The organism is Streptosporangium sp. NPDC003464, assembly GCF_053588315.1.
The window spans coordinates 1-19,024 of record NZ_JBSFPS010000110.1; the positions used below are offsets into that span (position 1 = coordinate 1).

Annotated in this window: 20 protein-coding genes and 1 pseudogene; 13 read left to right on the forward strand and 8 right to left on the reverse strand. The window is 68.2% G+C overall.

Annotated features, from left to right (window positions below; all coding sequences use genetic code 11):
• Positions 1 to 567 (forward strand): annotated as a pseudogene (locus ACWDS7_RS23885) (IS5 family transposase); the annotation flags it as partial.
• A gap of 117 nt (positions 568 to 684) precedes the next feature.
• Here ACWDS7_RS23885 and ACWDS7_RS23890 read toward each other — a convergent pair.
• The 3 genes from ACWDS7_RS23890 to ACWDS7_RS23900 all read right to left on the reverse strand — a co-directional run bounded on the left by ACWDS7_RS23890 (position 685) and on the right by ACWDS7_RS23900 (position 3,470).
• Entirely contained in the window at positions 685 to 921 is a 237-nt protein-coding gene (locus ACWDS7_RS23890) for a hypothetical protein (protein ID WP_451931073.1), read from the reverse strand.
• Positions 922 to 1,893: 972 nt separating this feature from the next.
• On the reverse strand, positions 1,894 to 2,454 hold the full coding sequence (locus tag ACWDS7_RS23895) for a hypothetical protein (RefSeq protein WP_451931074.1): 561 nt from the start codon (positions 2,452 to 2,454) through the stop codon (positions 1,894 to 1,896).
• A 347-nt stretch (positions 2,455 to 2,801) separates the two neighbouring features.
• Positions 2,802 to 3,470, reverse strand: coding sequence for a DUF998 domain-containing protein (locus ACWDS7_RS23900; RefSeq protein WP_451931075.1), 669 nt, complete (start codon positions 3,468 to 3,470; stop codon positions 2,802 to 2,804).
• A 74-nt stretch (positions 3,471 to 3,544) separates the two neighbouring features.
• Between ACWDS7_RS23900 and ACWDS7_RS23905 the strand changes: the two genes are divergently transcribed.
• From ACWDS7_RS23905 to ACWDS7_RS23930, 6 genes are all read left to right on the forward strand, one after another.
• Complete coding sequence (locus ACWDS7_RS23905) at positions 3,545 to 3,748, forward strand: helix-turn-helix domain-containing protein (RefSeq protein ID WP_326634848.1); 204 nt, start codon at positions 3,545 to 3,547, stop codon at positions 3,746 to 3,748.
• A gap of 6 nt (positions 3,749 to 3,754) precedes the next feature.
• Complete coding sequence (locus tag ACWDS7_RS23910) at positions 3,755 to 4,213, forward strand: Clp protease N-terminal domain-containing protein (RefSeq protein ID WP_449919334.1); 459 nt, start codon at positions 3,755 to 3,757, stop codon at positions 4,211 to 4,213.
• Positions 4,214 to 4,576: 363 nt separating this feature from the next.
• Entirely contained in the window at positions 4,577 to 4,774 is a 198-nt protein-coding gene (locus tag ACWDS7_RS23915; RefSeq protein ID WP_451931076.1) for a hypothetical protein, read from the forward strand.
• A gap of 271 nt (positions 4,775 to 5,045) precedes the next feature.
• Positions 5,046 to 5,894: a hypothetical protein gene (locus ACWDS7_RS23920; protein ID WP_451931077.1), complete on the forward strand. Its 849-nt coding sequence runs from the start codon at positions 5,046 to 5,048 to the stop codon at positions 5,892 to 5,894.
• Positions 5,895 to 6,022: 128 nt separating this feature from the next.
• Entirely contained in the window at positions 6,023 to 6,562 is a 540-nt protein-coding gene (locus ACWDS7_RS23925; RefSeq protein WP_451931078.1) for a winged helix-turn-helix domain-containing protein, read from the forward strand.
• A complete protein-coding gene (locus ACWDS7_RS23930) occupies positions 6,487 to 7,089 on the forward strand; it encodes an IS630 family transposase (RefSeq protein ID WP_451931079.1) in 603 nt (200 codons plus the stop codon). Before ACWDS7_RS23925 ends, ACWDS7_RS23930 begins: the two co-directional genes overlap by 76 nt.
• A gap of 28 nt (positions 7,090 to 7,117) precedes the next feature.
• Here the strand turns inward: ACWDS7_RS23930 and ACWDS7_RS23935 are convergent, their stop codons facing one another.
• Positions 7,118 to 7,981, reverse strand: coding sequence for an SDR family oxidoreductase (locus ACWDS7_RS23935; RefSeq protein WP_451931080.1), 864 nt, complete (start codon positions 7,979 to 7,981; stop codon positions 7,118 to 7,120).
• A 183-nt stretch (positions 7,982 to 8,164) separates the two neighbouring features.
• On the opposite strand from ACWDS7_RS23935, the gene ACWDS7_RS23940 reads away from it, so the two are divergent.
• The 3 genes from ACWDS7_RS23940 to ACWDS7_RS23950 all read left to right on the forward strand — a co-directional run bounded on the left by ACWDS7_RS23940 (position 8,165) and on the right by ACWDS7_RS23950 (position 11,539).
• Complete coding sequence (locus ACWDS7_RS23940; protein WP_202609808.1) at positions 8,165 to 8,539, forward strand: winged helix-turn-helix transcriptional regulator; 375 nt, start codon at positions 8,165 to 8,167, stop codon at positions 8,537 to 8,539.
• A gap of 127 nt (positions 8,540 to 8,666) precedes the next feature.
• Positions 8,667 to 10,028 carry a DUF4158 domain-containing protein gene (locus tag ACWDS7_RS23945; RefSeq protein ID WP_451931081.1) on the forward strand — a complete coding sequence of 454 codons (1,362 nt, stop codon included), beginning with the start codon at positions 8,667 to 8,669 and terminating at the stop codon, positions 10,026 to 10,028.
• Positions 9,938 to 11,539, forward strand: a complete 1,602-nt coding sequence (locus tag ACWDS7_RS23950) for a transposase (protein ID WP_451931082.1) — start codon at positions 9,938 to 9,940, stop codon at positions 11,537 to 11,539. The genes ACWDS7_RS23945 and ACWDS7_RS23950 overlap by 91 nt, the downstream gene beginning before the upstream one ends.
• A 232-nt stretch (positions 11,540 to 11,771) precedes the next feature.
• Here the strand turns inward: ACWDS7_RS23950 and ACWDS7_RS23955 are convergent, their stop codons facing one another.
• Positions 11,772 to 13,247 (reverse strand): serine hydrolase domain-containing protein, encoded by a 1,476-nt coding sequence (locus ACWDS7_RS23955; RefSeq protein WP_451931083.1) that lies wholly within the window; start codon positions 13,245 to 13,247, stop codon positions 11,772 to 11,774.
• A gap of 160 nt (positions 13,248 to 13,407) precedes the next feature.
• Between ACWDS7_RS23955 and ACWDS7_RS23960 the strand changes: the two genes are divergently transcribed.
• Positions 13,408 to 14,001 carry a TetR/AcrR family transcriptional regulator gene (locus tag ACWDS7_RS23960; protein WP_451931099.1) on the forward strand — a complete coding sequence of 198 codons (594 nt, stop codon included), beginning with the start codon at positions 13,408 to 13,410 and terminating at the stop codon, positions 13,999 to 14,001.
• 515 nt (positions 14,002 to 14,516) lie between these two features.
• On the opposite strand, the gene ACWDS7_RS23965 is transcribed toward ACWDS7_RS23960, so the two are convergent.
• The 3 genes from ACWDS7_RS23965 to ACWDS7_RS23975 form a co-directional block, all read right to left on the reverse strand.
• Positions 14,517 to 15,670 (reverse strand): IS3 family transposase gene (locus ACWDS7_RS23965; protein WP_451931100.1). Its coding sequence is split into 2 segments (ribosomal slippage): positions 14,517 to 15,472 and positions 15,472 to 15,670, totalling 1,155 coding nucleotides; the frame shifts between segments, so codons are not numbered across the junction.
• Positions 15,671 to 15,970: 300 nt separating this feature from the next.
• Complete coding sequence (locus ACWDS7_RS23970) at positions 15,971 to 16,471, reverse strand: anthrone oxygenase family protein (RefSeq protein ID WP_451931084.1); 501 nt, start codon at positions 16,469 to 16,471, stop codon at positions 15,971 to 15,973.
• Complete coding sequence (locus ACWDS7_RS23975; RefSeq protein WP_451931085.1) at positions 16,468 to 17,037, reverse strand: hypothetical protein; 570 nt, start codon at positions 17,035 to 17,037, stop codon at positions 16,468 to 16,470. The genes ACWDS7_RS23970 and ACWDS7_RS23975 overlap by 4 nt, the downstream gene beginning before the upstream one ends.
• A 135-nt stretch (positions 17,038 to 17,172) precedes the next feature.
• Here ACWDS7_RS23975 and ACWDS7_RS23980 point away from each other — a divergent pair, with 135 nt between their 5' ends.
• Positions 17,173 to 18,366, forward strand: a complete 1,194-nt coding sequence (locus ACWDS7_RS23980) for a sensor histidine kinase (RefSeq protein WP_451931086.1) — start codon at positions 17,173 to 17,175, stop codon at positions 18,364 to 18,366.
• A complete protein-coding gene (locus ACWDS7_RS23985; protein WP_451931087.1) occupies positions 18,363 to 19,013 on the forward strand; it encodes a response regulator in 651 nt (216 codons plus the stop codon). The genes ACWDS7_RS23980 and ACWDS7_RS23985 overlap by 4 nt, the downstream gene beginning before the upstream one ends.
• The last annotated feature ends 11 nt before the right edge of the window (positions 19,014 to 19,024 follow it).

Here is a 19,024-nt window from a genome sequence, read left to right on the forward strand (position 1 = left end):
CCGCCGAGGAGGTGGCCGAGCCTCCGGCACCGCCGAAACCACCCGCGCGGACCCTGTGGACTGGTCGCGATGCGCGATCGACTCCGTCAGCGTTCGCGCCGCGAAAGGGGGGAGCTGACAGCTCCGAATCGGCTCGATCGCGGCAAGAAGGGGTCGTAGATCCACCTCATCACCGAGCGGACCGGTCTGCCCCTCGCTGTCGCGATCAGCGCCGCCAACGTCCATGACCGTCTGGGTCTGGAGCCGCTGGTGCGGTCGATTCCGCCGATCCGTTCCCGCCGCGGGCCACGACGTCGCCTGCCGGGCAGACTCCACGGCGACAAGGGCTATGACGATCCCCATCTGCGGGCTTTCCTGCGCGGCCGGGGCATCATCCCGCGGATCGCCCGCCGCGGGATCGCGTCCAGCCGGCGGCTGGGACGCCACCGCTGGGTGGTCGAGCGCACCGTCTCCTGGCTGGCCGGCTGCCGCCGCTTACACCGGCGCTACGAACGCCGGGCCGACCACTTCGCGTCCTTCGTGGCCATCGCCGCGGCTCTCATTTGCTACCGCCGACTCACCAAATGAGTCACCGTCTAACAGCTGGCAGTGCGGCCGCGGTCCTGTCATGAGTGAGCCGGGCCATACCGTGCTGGGGCAGCCCGTGGCGGTGGGGGCAGGGCACCTACGACGCCCGAGGAAGCCTCAGCCGGTCAGCCGCTGACGTAGATACTGCTTGCCCTGCTCGGCGCCTTTACGGCTCGTGTCCTGAGCGCGTCGGAACAGGTCGGCCAGTTCGGCATCGCCAGCCCGTTCGGCATCGGCGATGTAGGCCTCCAGCCGGAGCGCGTTGCTCAGGCACTGCTCGACGAACCAGATCAGGTTGTAGTTGGCGTCCTTGGTTCCGGTGACCTCACCGGTCTCCTGGCGGGCCGGATCCATCGGCGCTCCCCCTCGCATGCTTGCCTGGCGACACCGCCAGGCGTGTAGCCGACCCCTACCCGGGCGGCGGGCAAGGTAAGGCGTCAAAGGGGCAATGCCCCGGTCAGCGGCCATGGCGAGATCTTCGGGAGAAGACTCCCGTGACGCTTGGGGGCTCCTGTCCTCACCAAGGCCCCAACGACCGCCTTACCATGCGTAAACCTTCTCAGAGGGGTACGAGGCCGATATGGCATTCGTTTTGTCGCTGCCGGCATTGCCCAGGCTGCCGGGACAGGATCTCGTGGCCGCGCCGCTCAAGTGGGCCGCGGGCAAGGCCTCGGAGGTGCCGGGGTGGGCTGCCTCGACCCTCGCCGAGATGGCCGGCGTGCGAAGGGAAACGTGGACGTATCCCGGCCGGGTCCACCTCCAACTTCGCTGCCCGGTCCCCGAGCAGCTGACGGACGCCGTCGAGTCGGCCCTGTCCGTCCATCCCTCCGTGCGGTGGGCGCGCGTCAACCTCCCACTCAAACGGGTAATCGTCGCGGTGGAAGATCCGCCGCCCATCGACGAGCTGGTCGCGATCCTGGACAAGGCCGAACAGGCTGCCGCAGAGAAGGACCCGGCCATCACTGAGGGCACGCCGGGCGGGCCGCCCGTCGCCCTCGTGCTCGGCGCGGACGTGCTCGGGCTGGCGGCGACCGCAGTGGAGTGGGCCGTCCATCGGGCGCCCCTACCGCCGGGCGCCGCCAGGCCTTGGCCGGGCAGACCTTCGCCGATCCCGAAGAGATCACCTACGCCACCACCGTGGCGACGGCCCAGCTCAACGCTCGCGCGTGCCCCTGGATCTGGGGTCGTCCGGCTCCCGAGCCTCGTCAACGCCGCCGCCGTTTTATCTACCTACTTTAAGGAACGAAGCACTAGAACCTGGGGGGTGCTCACGCAACCTCGGGTGCCGCCGAGGGCCTAATCTCGGCGGCACCCCGCTTCAGTCACTCACGGAGCTATCGGCTCACTTCCCTCCCAGGCTGGGGCGTTGCCGTTCACGCCCGAGGCGATCGCGTAGGTGCCGCCCTCGCAGCGGGTCAGCCATCCATCGGCGGCCAGCCGCAGCAACCGCGACCGCATCGACTCCACCTTCCCCCGGTCGTCCGGCTGGCCCAGCGCCACCACCACATCCCGGACCCGCATCGGCCGCTGTGCCGTGGCCAGCAACGCCACCGTCTGCCGGCGAACCCCGCGCAACTCCGGCAACGCCGCAGTCCCGCCTGAAGGCCCGGCTGGGCCGTCCGGCTCATGCCTCTTGCCCGCCTCGACTGGTTCCTCGGCGCCTGACTCGCCCGATCCCGCCACCTGCTCGTTCTGGGCCGACAATGCCCGCAGCGTCTCGCGGGTGATGGACAGGCGCCGGAGCTGTTCCTCCGCAGCGGCCAGTTGCTCACGCAGCTCGGCCGCTTTCTCGGTGGCAGCCGCCTCGGCCTGGGCCAAACGTTCCAACAGTGACGTCACGTCGCCCTCCACGAAAGAGCGCAGACGCGCCCATCCGATCCGCTTCACGCCATGTGGTCCAACAACTCCACACTGTAAGCAGGGAAGTTCTGGCAGTCACTACCGCAATCAAGATCAACACCTGCATATGGCGCTCCGCCTTCACGGGCTGGAGGGGAGAGCGGGCAGCCAGTCTGCACGCGCCCGTCGTAGGGATGGCGGATCCAAGGTCCAACGTCTCCCGGATGCCGCCGCTGGCGCGTCGCCGAAGGTGGGCGTAGAGCGGGTAGTGCCGGTGGCGGGGCATCTGGGGCGGACCGTGCGCATAACGGGCCGGCTGTGCGCCGGTTCCTCAACCCCGATGCTGGTCGGCGTCATCTCCGGTTCGTCCAGCCCGATGTCCGATGCGCGATCGGCTAACGGATCCGGGCGCTCAGCCTTGATCGCTCATTGTTGCCATATATGTCCCGGGCGAGCAGGGTCAGCCATGACCAGGCTGCAACGATCATGATTCGCTGGAACAGGCCGCCGAAGGCCACGAGGTTCGGCGATTGGGCGAAGGCCGCGTTCGAGAGTCCGAGGGCGCCGAGGACGACGATGGCGGTCGCGGTCGAGTACAGCGCCCAGCCCTGCCGGTTCTCGGAGGCGAACCGGCGAGCGAACACGATGCAGGCCCCCAGGATCGCGACGAAGGCGACCAGCGACACGGCGTCGTGCAGGGCCGCCTGGGTGCTGCCGTAGGCGGGCAGCAGATCCGGGCTGCCAGCCGGGTATCCACTCACCGGGTCCGTGGTGAACAGGCCGGCGCCGACGAGGCCGAGCGCCCACACGCCCACGAGCATTGGGCCCCATAGCCTGCCGGGCCCTGGGTGCAGATTCCGTCGGAGCCCGACGGCGAAGACGGTGGTCAACGCGCCGGCGACGAGGAATGTGGCGCTCTGCACCCAGCCATGGTCGCCGAGGGCGAGGGAACTGACCGGATGGCGCAGCGGATCGTAGCCGTTCCGAACGGCGCCCTGCATCAGGAAGCTGAGTACGAACAGCGGACCGGCGGCGATGCCGCAGATGAACGTGGCCTTGGACATTGAGCCCTCCTCGAGTATTTGAGGCCTGTCAGTTTGGGTTGACAAGTGCCGCTTGTCAATCCAAACTGACAGTCATGGAGGAGCCCGAATTGGTCGCGCGACTGCGGTCGCACGACCCGGCGGTGGGGCTGCGCGCCGTCGGTGCCCTGCACCGGCTCGCGGAGCAGGTCGAGGCCGCCGCAGTAGCCCGCGCTCGAGCTGAAGGCTGGTCTTGGGAGCAGATCGGCGACGCGCTCGGAGTCTCGCGCCAGTCCGCCCACGCCAAGCACGGGAAGTGAGTTGCGATGTTCGAACGGTTCACGGCTGGCGCCCAGGCCGCGGTCGTGGCGCACGCACCGGCGGAGGCGCGGCGGCGCGGCGACCGGCGCATTGGCACAGAACATCTACTCCTCGGCGTGCTCCATGAAGCAGAGGCGGCACAGGCACTCGGGGCGGACGTCGAATCGGCGCGGTCCGCGCTCGCTGTCTTGGATGATGCCGCCCTTGCCGCAATCGGCGTAGATGCGCGTGGCGTCGAGCGGGCCATGATTTCGGCACCTTCGAAACGGATGCCCTTCACCTCCGGTGCGAAGGCCGCCCTGTCCCGGGCTCTCGTCGTGGCTAGGCGCAGCCGCGCGCGCCGGGTCACCGCGGTCCACCTGCTGGTCGGGCTCCTGGACGGTGACCGCACCGATCCCGCGTCTGACGTGCTGACCGAGCTCGGCGTGGACCGGGTGACTGCCCGCGCCCGTCTTGCGCCGTAGCCGATGGCGCGACGAAGAGAGTGCCGTGGGCGTGGACGTTGTCGTGGTGAGCGGGCCATGTGCGCGCCAGGACTTCGACGTCGATGAGCCAGCCGCCGCAGCACCCACCGCCAGGACACTGCGGATCGAGGAACCCTTACGCCGCTGTCCTGTACTCCAGGATCCTGGGCATCGATTCGGAGCTGGGAAACGATCATCTTCATGACGGGAAATGATCTTCTTGCCCCCTCCTCCGCCCCAGGCCAGATCCACCCGTGAACACCCCAGACCGGCGGTCCCATCCCCAGCCTCCTCACCCCGAACGGCCACGCCCAGGTCGCCGAGCAGCTCCTACACGACGCGCTCACCGACGACGGCGTCGACGTGCCCATGTTCCTGCCGACGCACTCGCCGACGCGTGGGGAGGACGAGGCGCTGACCACTGAACGGGAGGCGCTACGACGGCACAACACCGAGGTGGAGGAGAAGCTGGTCGAGACCGAGGAGGACCTGGCGGCGGCTCGCACCAGCCTGCGCAGGATGATTCGCTTGGAGAACGCGGATCCCACCATCAGGATGTGAACCACGAGCTTCTCAACCGGCGAGGCCACGTGGCCCCAACCTGGTTCGCGGATGAGCGCACAGGCCGACTGTCGGTGCCGTATGGCACGCTGCAGCCGTGAAGCGTCCCCCCACCGATCACGCTGCCGTTGTCCTGGAGCTTCGTGCGTCCGGGGCCGAACCTGTTGATCCATACCCCGGCAGGACCTCTATCCCGTTTCAGGTCCGGTGTCTGAAACCGAAGTGCGAAGGGCACTCTGACCCCTTCCCGGCCTACCTGAGTGCGGTCCGCATGCTGGCCAAGAAGGGCGACGTGGCCTGCATCCACTGTCGGAAGAGAGAGCGGGCCAACAAACGTCGGGCAGAGATGATCAGATTAGGGCGCGTACTGCCCATGGTGGAAGTCATAGACGTGAAAACCTCAACGCGATCATGGTGTCTACGCTGCTGGCAGGTCTGCGATCCAGGCCCGCGCCTGGACAACATCAGAAATGGCGGGCAAGGCGGTTGCGAGGCCTGCGGCGGAAAGAAGCGGTTCGCCGATGAGGTGGCTCGCCAGCTCGCCAAGGACTGGGGTTACAACCCAGACCCGGACGTTCCCTACCAGAATGACGCGACCAAGTGGCCTGGTCGCTGCATCGCAAAAGGCCACCCATGCGCACCTGTTCTCAACAGCCGCTTCAGCAGCGGACCGTGTGAGATCTGCCCCGATCACGGGTTCAAGCCCGACCGACCAGCTCTTCTCTATCTTGTGACGCGGCTCGACCTTGCTGCCGCCAAGATCGGCATATGTGAGGACAGCCCGAAAAACTCTCGGCTCTACGAACACAACCGTAATGGATGGACGAAGATCGAAATCATGCGCTTCGGGCTCGGCGCTCACGCCCGGACGGTCGAAGACACCGTCATCCGGTCCTGGCGCGCTCTCGCGCTTCCCCCCGTGCTGGACAACGGGCTTGCCTATAACGGATATACCGAAACCGTCTCGCTTAACTCACTGTCTGTCACAGAGATCTGGTCGCAAGTCCAAGAAGTCGCTGATCAGGTGCTATCGACAGTGCCCCGATCAAGGGACGTGCCTTACGTGTCAGACATCACGTCGAGGGCTTTGCCTGGTCTCGTGCTTGACAGCTATAGATAACGAGGGAGCGATGCCTGAGCAGCCTCGCCGAGGTCGCCACCGCGCACGGGGCCGACGTGCACTACTGAGGTTGAACTCGTGGTGTCGTAGGGGCTGATGGTTCGTCGTCCGTGCGGTATCACCGGAGCATGCGATATCCACAAGGAGGCGGGCTGACTGCCGAACGGCAGCAGTTCCGCGAGGAGTTACGGCTCAAGGCGGCCGAGCGGTTCGCCCAGAGCGAGGCGAGCTCGGTCATCGCCAAGGCCCTGCGCGTCAACGTCCGCTCGGTACAACGGTGGCGGCAGAAGTGGGAGCAGGGCGGTCCGCGGGCCCTGCGGTCGCAGGGGCCGGCATCACTGCCGAGGCTGCGCCAGGAGCAGTTCGCGCAGCTGGAGGCGGAGCTTGCCAAGGGGCCGACCGCGCACGGCTGGGAGGACCAGCGCTGGACACTGGCGCGGATCAAGACGGTGATCGGTCGGCGCTTTCACATGGCCTACACGATCCAGGGCGTGCGGAAACTGCTGGCGCGTAACGGCTGGTCCTGGCAGGTCCCAGCCCGACGGGCCATGGAGCGGGACGACGGGGTGGTGGCCGGGTGGGTCAAGGAGGTGTGGCCCTGCGCGGAAGGCTCGCGGCGGCCCGTGGAGCCTGGCTCGTCTTCGAGGACGAAGCCGGATTCTCCATGACGCCGCCGCACGCGAAGACCTGGTCACAGCGCGGCCGGACCCCGGTGGTGCGGGTCCGCGGCCGCTCCCGCAGACGGATCTCCATCGCCGCGCTGACCTGCTACAAACCCGGTCGCCGCTCCAGGCTCATCTACCGGCCCCGCCATGACGACGGCCGTCGCGATGGGCGCAAGAGCTTCTCCTGGCGCGACTACCGGGACCTGTTGATCGCAGCACACCAGCAGCTCGGTGGCCCGATCGTTCTCGTCTGGGACAACCTCAACGTCCACAAGGCCGCCGACCTGCAAAAGTTCGCCGAGGCCCGGGACTGGCTGACCATCTACTATCTGCCGCCCTACGCACCCGACCTCAACCCAGTCGAGGGGATCTGGTCCCTCCTGCGGCGCGGCTGGCTCTCCAGCGTCGCCTTCAGTACCCTTGAACGCCTCGTCCAGCGCATCCGGCGCGGCCTACGGCACATCCAGTACCGCAGCGAACTCATAGACGGCTGCCTCGCCGAGACCGGCCTGGCAATCAGACCCACCTGAGCAACCCGGCCACATCACGAGTTCAACCTCAGTAATGCAGGGCGGCCGCGAGTGCCTCGGCCAGGGTCACGGGCGGGCGGCCGATCAGGCGGCGCAAGTCGCCAGAGTCGGTGTACATCTCGCCGCAGTTCATACCGCGGTCAGCGTCAGCGAGGACCTCCGCCAGCTCGGCGGGTAGGCCTGCGGCGTCCAGTACCTGGGCGAAGTCGGCCACCGGGAGGTCAGCGTAGGTAACCTGCTTTCCGGCCGCAGCGGAGATCGCGGCGGCGAGCTCAGTCAGGGTGAAGGATTCGTCGCCGCCGAGCTCGTACACGGCGCCGGTGTGGCCTTCAGCGGTGAGGACGACCGCTGCGGCCTCGGCGTAGTCGGCGCGGGACGCGGCGCTGATCCGCCCCTCGCCTGCGGCGCCGACGACCGCGCCGTTCTGCAGGATCTGCGGCAGTTGGCTGGTGTAGTTCTCCAAGTACCAGCCGTTGCGCAGCAGCACGCTGGGGATTCCGCGGTCCCGCAGATACGCCTCGGTCTCGCTGTGCGTGGCACCGATGACGGTGGTGGCCGTGTCTGCGTGCGTCGTGCTCGTGTACGCCACTAGCGACACGCCTGCGGATGCCGCGGCGTCGATCACGCGGCGGTGGTTGGCGACCCGCTCGCCCACGGGGACGGAGGCCGAGATCAGCAGCAGCCTGTCCGCCCCCGCGAATGCCTCGGCCAGGCCGTCCGTGTCCGCGAAGTCGGCGCGGCGTACCGTGATGCCTCGGTCGGCCAAATCCTTGATCCCGGCGATGTCCCGGCCGGTCGCGATGATGTCCGCGGCCGGGATCCCGCGCCGCAGCAGTGCCTCGACGGTGAGCCTGCCCAGCTGGCCGGTGGCTCCAGTGACGACGATCGGCATGATGGTCATTCCTTCCTTCCGCGCGTGCCTCGCACGCCTGCCGCGGTCCGTCCGCCGCGGGGTGGAACACAGAATGACCTGGACACTCTTTGTTGGGGAGTAGCCACTTCTTGGTAGGGTACTTACCGCAGCGAAAGCATTGAGGTGAGCCGTATGGCTGCTGTCGAGAATGTGACCGGGCCCATGCCGTCATTCGATCCGTACGAGCGCGGCTGCCCGTCGCGGGACCTGCTCGACCAGATCGGCAGCAAGTGGGCGGTCCTCGTGCTGGGCGAACTCGGCCGGAACGGGACCTCCCGGTTCGGTCATCTCCGGCAGGCGCTGGCGGGCGTGAGCGAGAAGATGCTCACCCAGACGCTGCGCACCCTCGAACGCGACGGGCTGGTCAGCCGGACCGTCTACCCAGAGGTGCCGCCGCACGTGGAGTATGAGCTGACCGCGCTCGGCCAGACGCTACGGGAACCGCTGAAGGCGCTCACGGAGTGGTCCGTGCTGCACATCGAAGAAGTCATCACCGCCCGCGAAGAGTACGACGACCGCACTGAGCGCACCAGGTAATCAGCGGCGGCCAGCGGTCTGGTCATAGACGGCCGCCTCGCCGAGACCGGCCCGACAATCAGACCCACCTAAGCCACCCGGCGACATCACGAGTTCAACCTCAGTAGGCATTGGGGACCCCTCGCAGGTGAAACGGTACGGCGAGCGGCCGAAGATGGTCTATGAGCATGCGTGGATGATCCGGGATGTCTACGGCTACCACGACTTCGACGACCGGGAGTCGTGGGAGGGCCGGGTGCTGTCGAAGCGGTTCTTGACGTTCTTGCACGGCCGCGCGTGGACGCACGCGGAAGGGCCGACGGCGTTGTTCGATCAGTCGGTGGCGTGGCTGCGCCGGCATCGGGTGCTGCTGCCGGGGGTGACGGTGCTGGAGCGACTGGTCGGCTTGGTGCGGGAGCGGGCTGATGAGCGCCTGTATGCGACGGTGACGCGTCAGGTGGAGCGCGCCGATGCGGGGTTGCCGCAGGCGTTGTCGGGGCTGCTGGTGGTTCCTGAAGGGGCGCGGATCTCGGAGCTGGAGCGGCTGCGGCAGGCGCCCAAGCGGCAGTCGGGCACGGAGATGGCCAAGGCGCTCAAGCGGGTGGACGACATCGCGGCGTTCCGGCTGGTGCGGGTACGGGTGGACAAGGTGCCGGTGCGGCGGATGAAGACGCTCGCCAAGTACGGGGCGGGCACCAAGGCGCCGCTGCTGGCCCGGCTGAACGAGTCGCGCAAGACGGCCACGATGCTGGCGGTGGCCCGGTCGTTGGAGGCCGAGGCGATCGACGACGCCCTCGACCTGTTCGCGCTGCTGATGGCGACCCGGTTGATCTCGCCGGCGCGGCGTAAGTCGACGGGTGAGCGGCTGGCGATGTTGCCGAAGCTGGAGAAGGCCTCCAAGCTGCTGTCGCGGGCGGGCCGGGTGCTGGTGGAGCAGCTGGACTTGGTGGCTGAGGTGAACGCTGATCTGGATGTGGCGGCGTTGTGGACGGCGGTCGCCGCGCAGGCTGGCGCGAGCAAGGAGCAGGTGCTGGCCGCGCTGGAGTCGGTGGAGGAACTCGTCCCGGAAGACGACGGGTCGGCGGAGGCGGCGCTGCGCGCCGCGCTGGTGGACAAGTACAACACCGTCCGCCCGTTTCTGAAGCTGCTGGGCGAGTCGAAGGCGCTGGGGGCCGCGGCGGGCGGCCGCAGGGTGCTGGCCGCGGTGCGCGCCTTGCCGGAGCTGGCGCGCCGGCACGTCTCCCGCAAGCCCCTGACGGTGAAGGAGATCGACGCCTCGCTGGTGAGCGCGGCGTGGAAGCGGCCGGTCTTCGCCAACCCCGACCTGCCGGCGGGGTCGGTGGATCGTGACGCTTATGTGGTGTGTGTCCTGGAGGGGCTGTTTCGCGCTTTGCAGGTGCGGGACGTGTTCGCCGCGCCGTGCTGCGCTGGACCGACCCGCGCGCCCATCTGCTGGACGGGGCGGCGTGGGAGGCGATCAGCGAGGACGTGCTGGCCTCACTGTCGCTGACCGACCCAGTCGATGCGCATTTGGACGCCAAGCTGCTGGCGCTGGATGCAGCGTGGAAGCAGATGGCTGGCCGCCTGGCCGAGGCTGGTGACGACGCCCTGGTGCGGGTGGCCACCCCGGCTGACGGGCACGCCCGGTTGTCGGTGGAAAAGCTCGGCGCGCTCGGCGAGAGCGCGTCGCTGAAGTGGCTGCGCGCGGCCTGCCAGGCGATGCTGCCCCGCATCGACCTGCCCGAGCTGCTGCTGGAGGTGCATTCCTGGGCCGGGTTTCTGGATGCCTACGTGCACCTGGCCGCCATCTCCACCCGCATGCACGACCTGCCCCGATCGCTGGTGGCGCTGCTGATCAGTGAAGCCTGCAACGTCGGCCTCACCCCGGTGATCAAGGACGGGGACGAGGCGCTGACCCGCGGCCGGCTCTCGCATGTCGACCAGAATTACGTGCCTGCCGAGACCCACGCCGCGGCCAACGCGATCCTGATCCGGGCCCAGCGCGGTGTGCCGATCGTGAAGCTGTGGGGCGGCGGGCTGCTGGCCTCGGTCGACGGGCTGCGCTTCGTCGTCCCGGTCCAGACGATCAACGCCGCTCCCTCGCCGAAGTACTTCGGCTACAAACGCGGTCTGACACTCCTCAATGCGGTCAATGATCAAGTGATGGGGATCGGGCAGATGGTCGTGCCGGGCACGCCACGTGATTCGCTGTACATCCTGGACACCCTGATCAACATCGACGCCGGCCCGCAGCCCGAAGTCGTCACCACCGACCAGGCCTCCGACTCGGACATGGTGTTCGGGATCTTCTCCATGCTCGGCTACCGGTTCGCGCCGCGCTTCGCCGACCTGGGCGACCAAAGGTTCTGGCGCGCCGACCTGCCCGACGGCACGACGCCGGCGTATGGGCCGCTGGAGGCGATCGCCCGCAACAAGATCAACCGGCAGAAGATCGTTACGCAGTGGGCGGACATGACCCGGGTGGCCGGGTCGCTGGTGACCAACCAGGTCCGCGCCTACGACCTGCTGCGCATGTTCGCCCGGGGTGGGCGCCCGACCCCGCTGGGGCAGGCATTCGCCGAGTACGGCCGCATCGACAAGACCCTGCACCTGCTGTCCATTCTGGACCCGATCGACGACACCTACCGCCGCAAGCTCAACAAACAGCTCACCGTCCAGGAGTCCCGGCACCGACTGGCCCGCAAGATCTGCCACGGTGGCATCCGCAAGGCCTATCGGGAGGGCCAGGAGGATCAGCTTGCCGCGTTGGGTCTCGTCGTCAATGCGGTCGCGCTGTGGAACTCCAGGTACCTGTCGGCCGCCGTCGACCTGTCGCGCGTTCAGGGCGTCCCGGTCAAGGATGAGGACGCTGCCCGGCTCAGCCCGCTCGGCCACGCCCACGTTAACGTTTTGGGCCGCTACGCCATCGCCTCCTCCGCCCCGGTCGACGGCCTGCGCCAGCTCGGCGAGGTCCCCGACATGCCCGGCGGCGGGGACGCGGTGCAGGAGGAGGACGTGTAGCGCCCTGGCTTCGGCGCAGGCGGCTCTCGCCTGCCTCATCTGTTAACACGCTCAGCGCCTGGCCGCTGTGCAGGGCCAGATCCGCGCGACCGGCGGTTCCGGTTGACGTGAGAGCTTTCGGGCCGTCGCCACGCGCTACGGCAAGCGGGCCTGTCTCTTCCTCGGCGCGGTCATCCCGGCTGCCCTGGCCATCTGGTTCCGAACCTGATCCGGGAAGCAGCTCTTAAGGGGGCTATGGTGCTGCCGGGGCGGACACTCTGAGCTCGGCCGGTGCCGACCGCCGGTCTCGCCGGGCAAGGGTGAGGCGCAGGAGGATCAGGGCGGCGCCGGCGAGGGCGGCGACGCACAGAGCGGCCGACACGTCCGGCAGCCACGTCCGCATCTGCCCTATGCCCACCTGGGCGGCCATCGCTGCCACGACAGCGCACGGCAGCAGGCCCGCTGCCATCCACGCGCTCGTCGTGGTGACGCGACGTAGCCGGGAGACCGGCTTGGCGGCGGGGCGGCGCAGGAGAAGCGCCGAGCGGCCGGCCGCGAGGATGAGTGCGACGGCCAGCGCCGTGCTGGTCGCCAGGGCCAGGTGGTAGACCGTGGCGGAGGGGGCGTCGCCGGGTCGCTGGCCCGCGAGCAGGCGGGCGGCGCCGAAGCCGACGTGCATGATCGCCGCGTCCTGGGCGATCCCGTAGAGGTTCTGCTGCAGGACGAGAGCGAGGTTGCGCTCGGGCAGGAGGAACAACATGCCCGAGTAGCCGGGAGTGGCTCCGCTGTGCCAGACGGTGCCGTCCAGCGCACTGCCCAGGCCGCCGACGCGCCAGCCCAGGCCATAGCCGGTCTCGCTGCCGGTGGGCTGGGTGGTACCGCTTTGGCGCATGGCCCGTATCGACGCGGGCGACAGGACGCCGTGTGCGTCCCGGAGTTGCAGGGCCGCGAAGGCGGCCAGGTCGCCGAGATCACCGCCTAGGTATCCGTACGCCGCGCCGTCGTCGTCCACGCCGCTCGCGATCGCCGAGGGGATCCCCCAGAGCAATTGGTGCCCGGGGGCGAGGCCACGCTCACGGCCCTGGCCTGCACCGGTGATCGTGCCGTCCATGCCCGCAGGGGTGAGCACCGCCTCGCGGAGGTAGTCGGCGTAGCGGCGTCCCGTGGCCGCTTCGATCACGGCCGTCAGGACCAGGTAGTTGGCGCTGGTGTAGGCGTAGGCCGTGCCGGGCGGGCCGAGTGGCGCGACCTCGTTCAGCAGGCGGAGGCGTTCGGCGGCACCCGTGCAGGCCGCGTCGAGGCAGTCGGTCACCTTGGCCGTGGCCGATGAGGGAATCCCCGAGGTGTGGTCGAGCAGGTGGCGGATTGTCACCGCGGAGGCGTGCCTGGAGCCGCCGAGCCGGAACTGCGGCAGGTACGTGGTGACCGGGTCGTTCAAGGCGATCCGGCCCGACTCGACGAGGGTCAGTGCGGCGGTTGCGGCGACCGGCTTGGCGATCGAGCCCCACAGGAACGGGGTGCTTGCCGTCACGGGGTCGCCCCGGCCATCGACGCCCCAGGACTGCTGGTGGATCGGCCCGTCAGGACCAACCACGGCGTAGGAGAGGCCGGGGACGTTCGTGGCCTGCATGCGCTCCCGGACGAAGGCGTCGATATCGCTGTACAGGCGGGGTTGCGCAGAGGCGGACGGAGGGTGGCCGAGCAGGCAGAGCGGCAGAGTCGCCAGCACGGCAGCCAGCAGGGCCGCGATTCGCCGTAGGCAAGTGGGCACAGGAATCCTCACGAGGGACCAGCAATAACAATATGGCGATACGGTTTTTACCGTATGGTGATACGGTTATCAAGTGGCAAGGTCAGCTGATCACGACGAACGCCGACGCCAGATAGCCGTGGCCGTCTGCGAGCTCATCTCCGGGCACGGCCTCAACGCCGTCACCGTCGCCCGCACCGCCGCTACCGCCGGCATGTCCGTCGGCCTCGTGCAGCACTACTTCCGTACCAAAGACGACATGCTGCTCCACGCCTTCTCCTATGTCAGCACGCAGGTCAGAGGCAGGATCGACGAGCATGTCCGAACCGGGGCCGAGCACCGTCGCCCCATATCGCAGGTGCTGGCAGAAGCGCTGGCCGAACTCATCCCTCTCGATGAGCGGCGCCGGGCCGAGTTCCGGGTGATCAGGACGTTCGCAGGCCGCGCTCTGGAGGTGGCCGAACTGGCCGAGGTGGACACCGAGTCGGCGCGCGCGCTGCGTGCCGACCTCGCTCGCGCCGTCCACAACGGCAAAGAGTGCGGGGAAGTCGCGGCGGACCTGGATCCATGGCCCGCCGCCATACGGCTCGCGGCGGTGACCGAGGGCCTCGCGACGCAGCTCTACCGCGAGCCGGAGGGAGTCAACGCCATGCCGGCCGCCACGCTGGTGGCCACCATCGCCGAGGCCGAACTCGCGGCCATTTTCTCCGGCGAATGCCAGCAGTACAGGTGATCCTTCCCCCAGCGGGCGACGGTCTCACCAAGTGGAGCGGGGTGCCATCGTACTGGATCATGCACATCAGGTCACACGCGGGGACGCATCAGGCTAGTGGTGACACAACTGACGGTCATCGTTGACGCCCGGGTCTCCGGCTACTGCGGAGACCCGGGCGTCAACGATCAGCGTCGGTCGCACACGCTGGGTTCGGTCATGGTGTCAGTCCAGCCAGCCGAGTCCGTGCGCGCGGACTCCGGCCTGGAAGTGGCTGCTCGATCTCGTCCTGCAGTTGCTGCGTACGGGTGACATGGTGAAGGTCACCCGCCTGGATCGGCTGTCCCGCTCTGTGCTGCACATGGTGGCACTCGGCGCGGAGCTTCAGCGCCGATGCTCCTCATGCCCGCAACGACGCCCGCCTCGGACGCCGGGAGTCCTGGACAGAACTGGTTGCGGGATAACCTTGGCGCCCTCAATGGGTCAACGCATCACCTGGAGTTGCCCCGGTTTGATGGACACATCAGGGCTTGCGACTACGCGGCAGCATAGTCGCCTTCTTGGGTGTTCTTGAGCGTCTGCCGGTGCTCGTACTCGGCAGGGCTGAGCTGGCCGTTGGCGGAGTGACGGCGGCGCCGGTTGTAGAACCCCTCGATGTAGCCGAACACCGCCCGTTCGGCCTCTGACCTGGTCCGGAAGGTGCGCCAGTCAATCAGCTCGCACTCCAGGGACGCAAAGAAGCTCTCGGTGATCGCGTTGTCGAAGCATGTCCCGGTCCGGCCCGTCGACGGGCGGACGCCGGCCTGTTCGCAGCGCCGGCCGAAGGCGATCGAGGTGTATTGGCTGCCCTTGTCACTGTGATGGATCACCCCGACGCTGGGACGGCGCTGATGGATGGCCATCGCCAGCACGTCGGTCACCAGCTCGGTGCGCATGTGGTCGGCCATCGCCCAGCCGACGATGCGGCGGGAGAAGACGTCCAGGACGACCGCGAGGTAGAGGAAGCCTTGCCAGGTCGGCACGTAGGTGATGTCGGCGGTCCAGATCCGGTTCGGCTCGACCGCGCTGAACTTCCGCTTGACCAGGTCGGACGCGGCGACCGCCTGCCGGTCTGCGATCGTCGTCCGGCAGCCCTTACGCCTGCTCACCCCGGCCAGCCCGGCTCGGCGCATGAGCCGGGCCACGCGTTTGCGGCCGACGCGAATGCCGTCGATCTCGCGCAGGTCGGCGTGGATGCGCGGCGCCCCATAGATCTCCTCGGAGGCCTGGTGATGTTCGCGGATCCTGGCGGTCAGCTCGGCGTCGCGGCGCGCTCGAGTCGACGGGCCGCGCCCCTGGCGAGCCGCCCAGGCGTAGTAGCCCTGGCGCGACACACCCAGCACCCGGGCCAGCAGGGAGACCTCGTGGTGGTCCTTCTCCGCATGGATCAGCCGGAACTTCATCTCGGCAGATCCGTCTCCCGCGCGAAGAAAGCCGCGGCCTTGCGCAAGATCTCCTTCTCCTCGCGGAGAATCTTGTTCTCACGACGCAGCCGGGCCAGCTCGTCCCTCTCGGCGCTGGTCAGCCCGTCTTGGCGACGGCCGTCATCCAGGTCGGCCTGGCGCACCCAGACACGGATCGACTGCGCGGAGGGCTGGAACTCCTTGGCCAGTTCCTCCGGCGACCGTCCCGCGCGCACCAGCTCCACCATCTGCCGGCGAAACTCCGGCGGATAGTTGTTCGGCACAGTGAACTCCTTCTTCCGGGAACCAGGGTTCCTCAGAGATCAGGTGTCCACCAAACCGGGCCAACTCCACTCGGCCCGTATGAGCTCTGCCACCCGCACAGCATGACGGCCGCGCGCCGCGCGCGACAGAGTCTGGGCGGCGCATCACATCACAACAGGGCGAACGTTGCCTGCTGCGGCATTAGTGTCCTGCGCCGCAAATCACGCAGGTAATTCCTACTCTGATGGCGAGCCTGGCGGTTTGCGCCTGGCTCCCACCAGTCCTCACCCTGGCTCGTCTTTTACCTGGTCTGCCAGCGGTACGCCGTCGACGACGTTCCCACTCGGCCGGAGGAGCGTTGCCGTGACCAGGCTGCCGAAGGCGACGATGCTCACGGCGGTTCGGAACAGATGCCAGGCGTTCCATCTGTCCCGGATCTGGGTCCAGTCTGGCGGGATGCCGTGTGCCGGCCACTCGCTGATCATCTGGCCATTGAGGGGAACGTTGACGACAAGTGTCGTAGCAACGGCGACGAGCAGGAGCAGAAAGGCGATCGCGATGATGGGCTGTCGCTGTGTTATGAGCAATGCTGCGGTGGCGACGACGGCCACCAGCATGATGGCCATCATCGGGAACGCGAATGTCAGGTGGGTTGGCCGGGCCACCGCGGCGTAAACGTTGGCAGGCTGGCCGGCCATGGCCTGGGCGGTGAGCACGCCACCGGCCAGGATGCCCATGAGCAGTCCGGTCGCGGCCAGGGCGGCAAACTGTACGGCGCGGGTCAACGTGTTCCTCCGGAGAGGCGCTGCCGGCTGCAGGGGGCCTTGCGTTGCTGGCGGTGAACAGTCTGCCGGCGGCCGCGTGGCGTTCTCCCCCATGGTTTGTAAATCGATAGGACGGTCGCCGCGGCCAGCAGCGCGAAGGCGGCGAGGTTCCCCACGATGAGCAGTCCGCGGACGGGGTGAGCGTCCGCGGCGTGGGCGAGGGCCTGGCCGGTCCACGTGTGCAGGAAGAAGAAGCCATTGGCCATGGCCAGCAGGACCAGACCGAGCTTGGCAAGGATCCAGTAGTACTTCAGCACACCCCAGTTGCTGGACAGCCCGCTGACGATGCCGCTGGTCAAGGTGAGCAGCGCGACCGGGATGACGATCCCGTCGTCGAGCACGGCCATCATCTGGTAGCCGCCCCGGGTGATGGCCGGATCCTGGGTGTGCCGCAGCACGATTCCCAGGATGATCATGACGGCGGCGATGCCGAGCCAGCCGACAGAGACGGCGACGTGGACGACCAGCACGGCTTTGCGTAGTCGGGGCTGCCGCAGGAAGCGTCGGCGGAGATTGTCATGGGACATGGACGCCAGCATGCGGCCGCCCGGCCGTCGCTGTCGTCAGCCAGGCAACGGCTTGGCGCCCTACGGCATCCGCCGTAGCCGGGTACGTCCATGCGCTGATGACGATCGCATCGTCTGCTTCATAGGCTGGCCGGTATGAGAGTTTCCCGGGCCCAGGTGTGGGACTGCGTGGCGGCGGCGGTCGCAGTGCCGCTGTTCGTCTTCGGGACCGAGGTGGCCTCCCAGACCCGGGTTCCGCCCTTCCGCGCACTCGATGTGCTGGCCTACGTCCTGCTGGTCGTCGCCGGGCTGGCTCTCGCCACCCGCTCGCACTCCCCGTCCGGCCTCCTCGGCGTCACGCTTGCCTGCTGTGCGGCGATGCTGGCCCGCCACTATGCGTACGGGCCGATCTTCCTGGGGTTGTACATCGCCCTGGCCTCTGTCGTAATCCGGTACGGCCTGCGTCACGGCCTGGCAGCAGTCGGCGTCTCCGGAACCGTACTCCTGGCGGCCGACATGATCGGCTGGGGCCAGATGTGGGTCGCCGACGATGTCGGCGCCTGGATCATCTGGTATGCCTCGTCGCTGCTGCCCTTCGTCGCGGGCGCGATGCTCCGCCTGGAACGCGACCGGCGAGCGAGTGCGGCCAGAGCCGACGAGGAGCGGCGGCTGCGGCGCGTCCAGGACGAGCGGCTGGCCGTCGCCCGCGAGGTCCACGACGTAGTGGGGCATAGCTTGAGCGTGATCAGCATGCGCGCCGGCGTCGCCCTCCATGTCGCTCACCGCCGCCCCGAACAGGCGCTCGAAGCGCTGGAGGCGATCCGCGCGACCAGCAAGGAGGCCTTGGACGAACTCCGGACGGCGCTCGACATCCTCAAGGACCGCCAGTCCCGCCCTGGCCCGGAGCGCATTGAGGGCCTCGTAGAGTCGATCAGGACCGCGGGCCAGTTGGTCAGCCTGACCGTCCACGGCAATCCGACCGAGCTGTCCACCGCGATGGGACACATCGTTTACCGGACCGTACAGGAGGCTCTCACCAACGTGGTACGGCACGCGAACGCGGCCACGGCCACCGTGATGATCGACTATGGCCCCACCGAGGTGATCGTGGAGGTGACCGACGACGGCACCGGGCAAGCCGGGGCGGCCCCTGGCAACGGGATCGCCGGCATGCGCGAACGGGTAACGGCACTCCACGGCACGCTGGCAGCAGGCCCGCGAGCTGAGGGCGGGTTCGCCGTACACGCTCGGCTGCCACGGACCGGGACACCCGCTCCACGCACACAGCCACCAGCGGCCGCCTTGCCGGGAAGGCACGGAGACCGAGAGCCGAAGGGCACGGAGCATTGATCCGCGTACTGATCGCCGATGATCAGGCGCTGATCCGGATCGGCCTGCGTGTGCTGATCGAGACCGAGGATGATGTAGAGGTGGTAGGGGAGGCCACCGACGGGAAGGAGACTCTCGAACTTGCCCGGCGGCTCCGTCCCGACGTGGTACTCATGGATATTCAGATGCCCGGCATCGATGGCTTGGCGGCGCTCCGGGACATTGTCGCCGACCCTGTGCTGACCACGACGCGTGTGGTCATGCTCACCACGTTCCAGATCGACGAGTACATCTTCACCGCGCTGCGCGACGGAGCCAGCGGCTTCCTGGTCAAGGACGCCGAGCCGGACGAAGTCTTGCGGGCGATTCGCGTGGTGGCCGAGGGCGGCTCCCTGTTGTCGCCCTCGGTGACGCGGCGGGTGATCGGCGAGTTCGCCCACCGCCGCGTCCCGGTGGTCCCTCACCGGCGACTGAGTGAGCTTACCGAGCGGGAACGCGAGATTGTCGGGCTGGTCAGCGAGGGCCTGTCCAACGATGAGATCGCGGCCCACTTGGTGGTCAGTCCCGCCACCGTCCGAACCCACGTGGGCCGGGCCATGGTGAAACTCGGCGCCCGCGACCGCGCGCAACTCGTCGTCATCGCCTACCAGTCCGGCCTCGTACGGTGAGGGCTTAATCG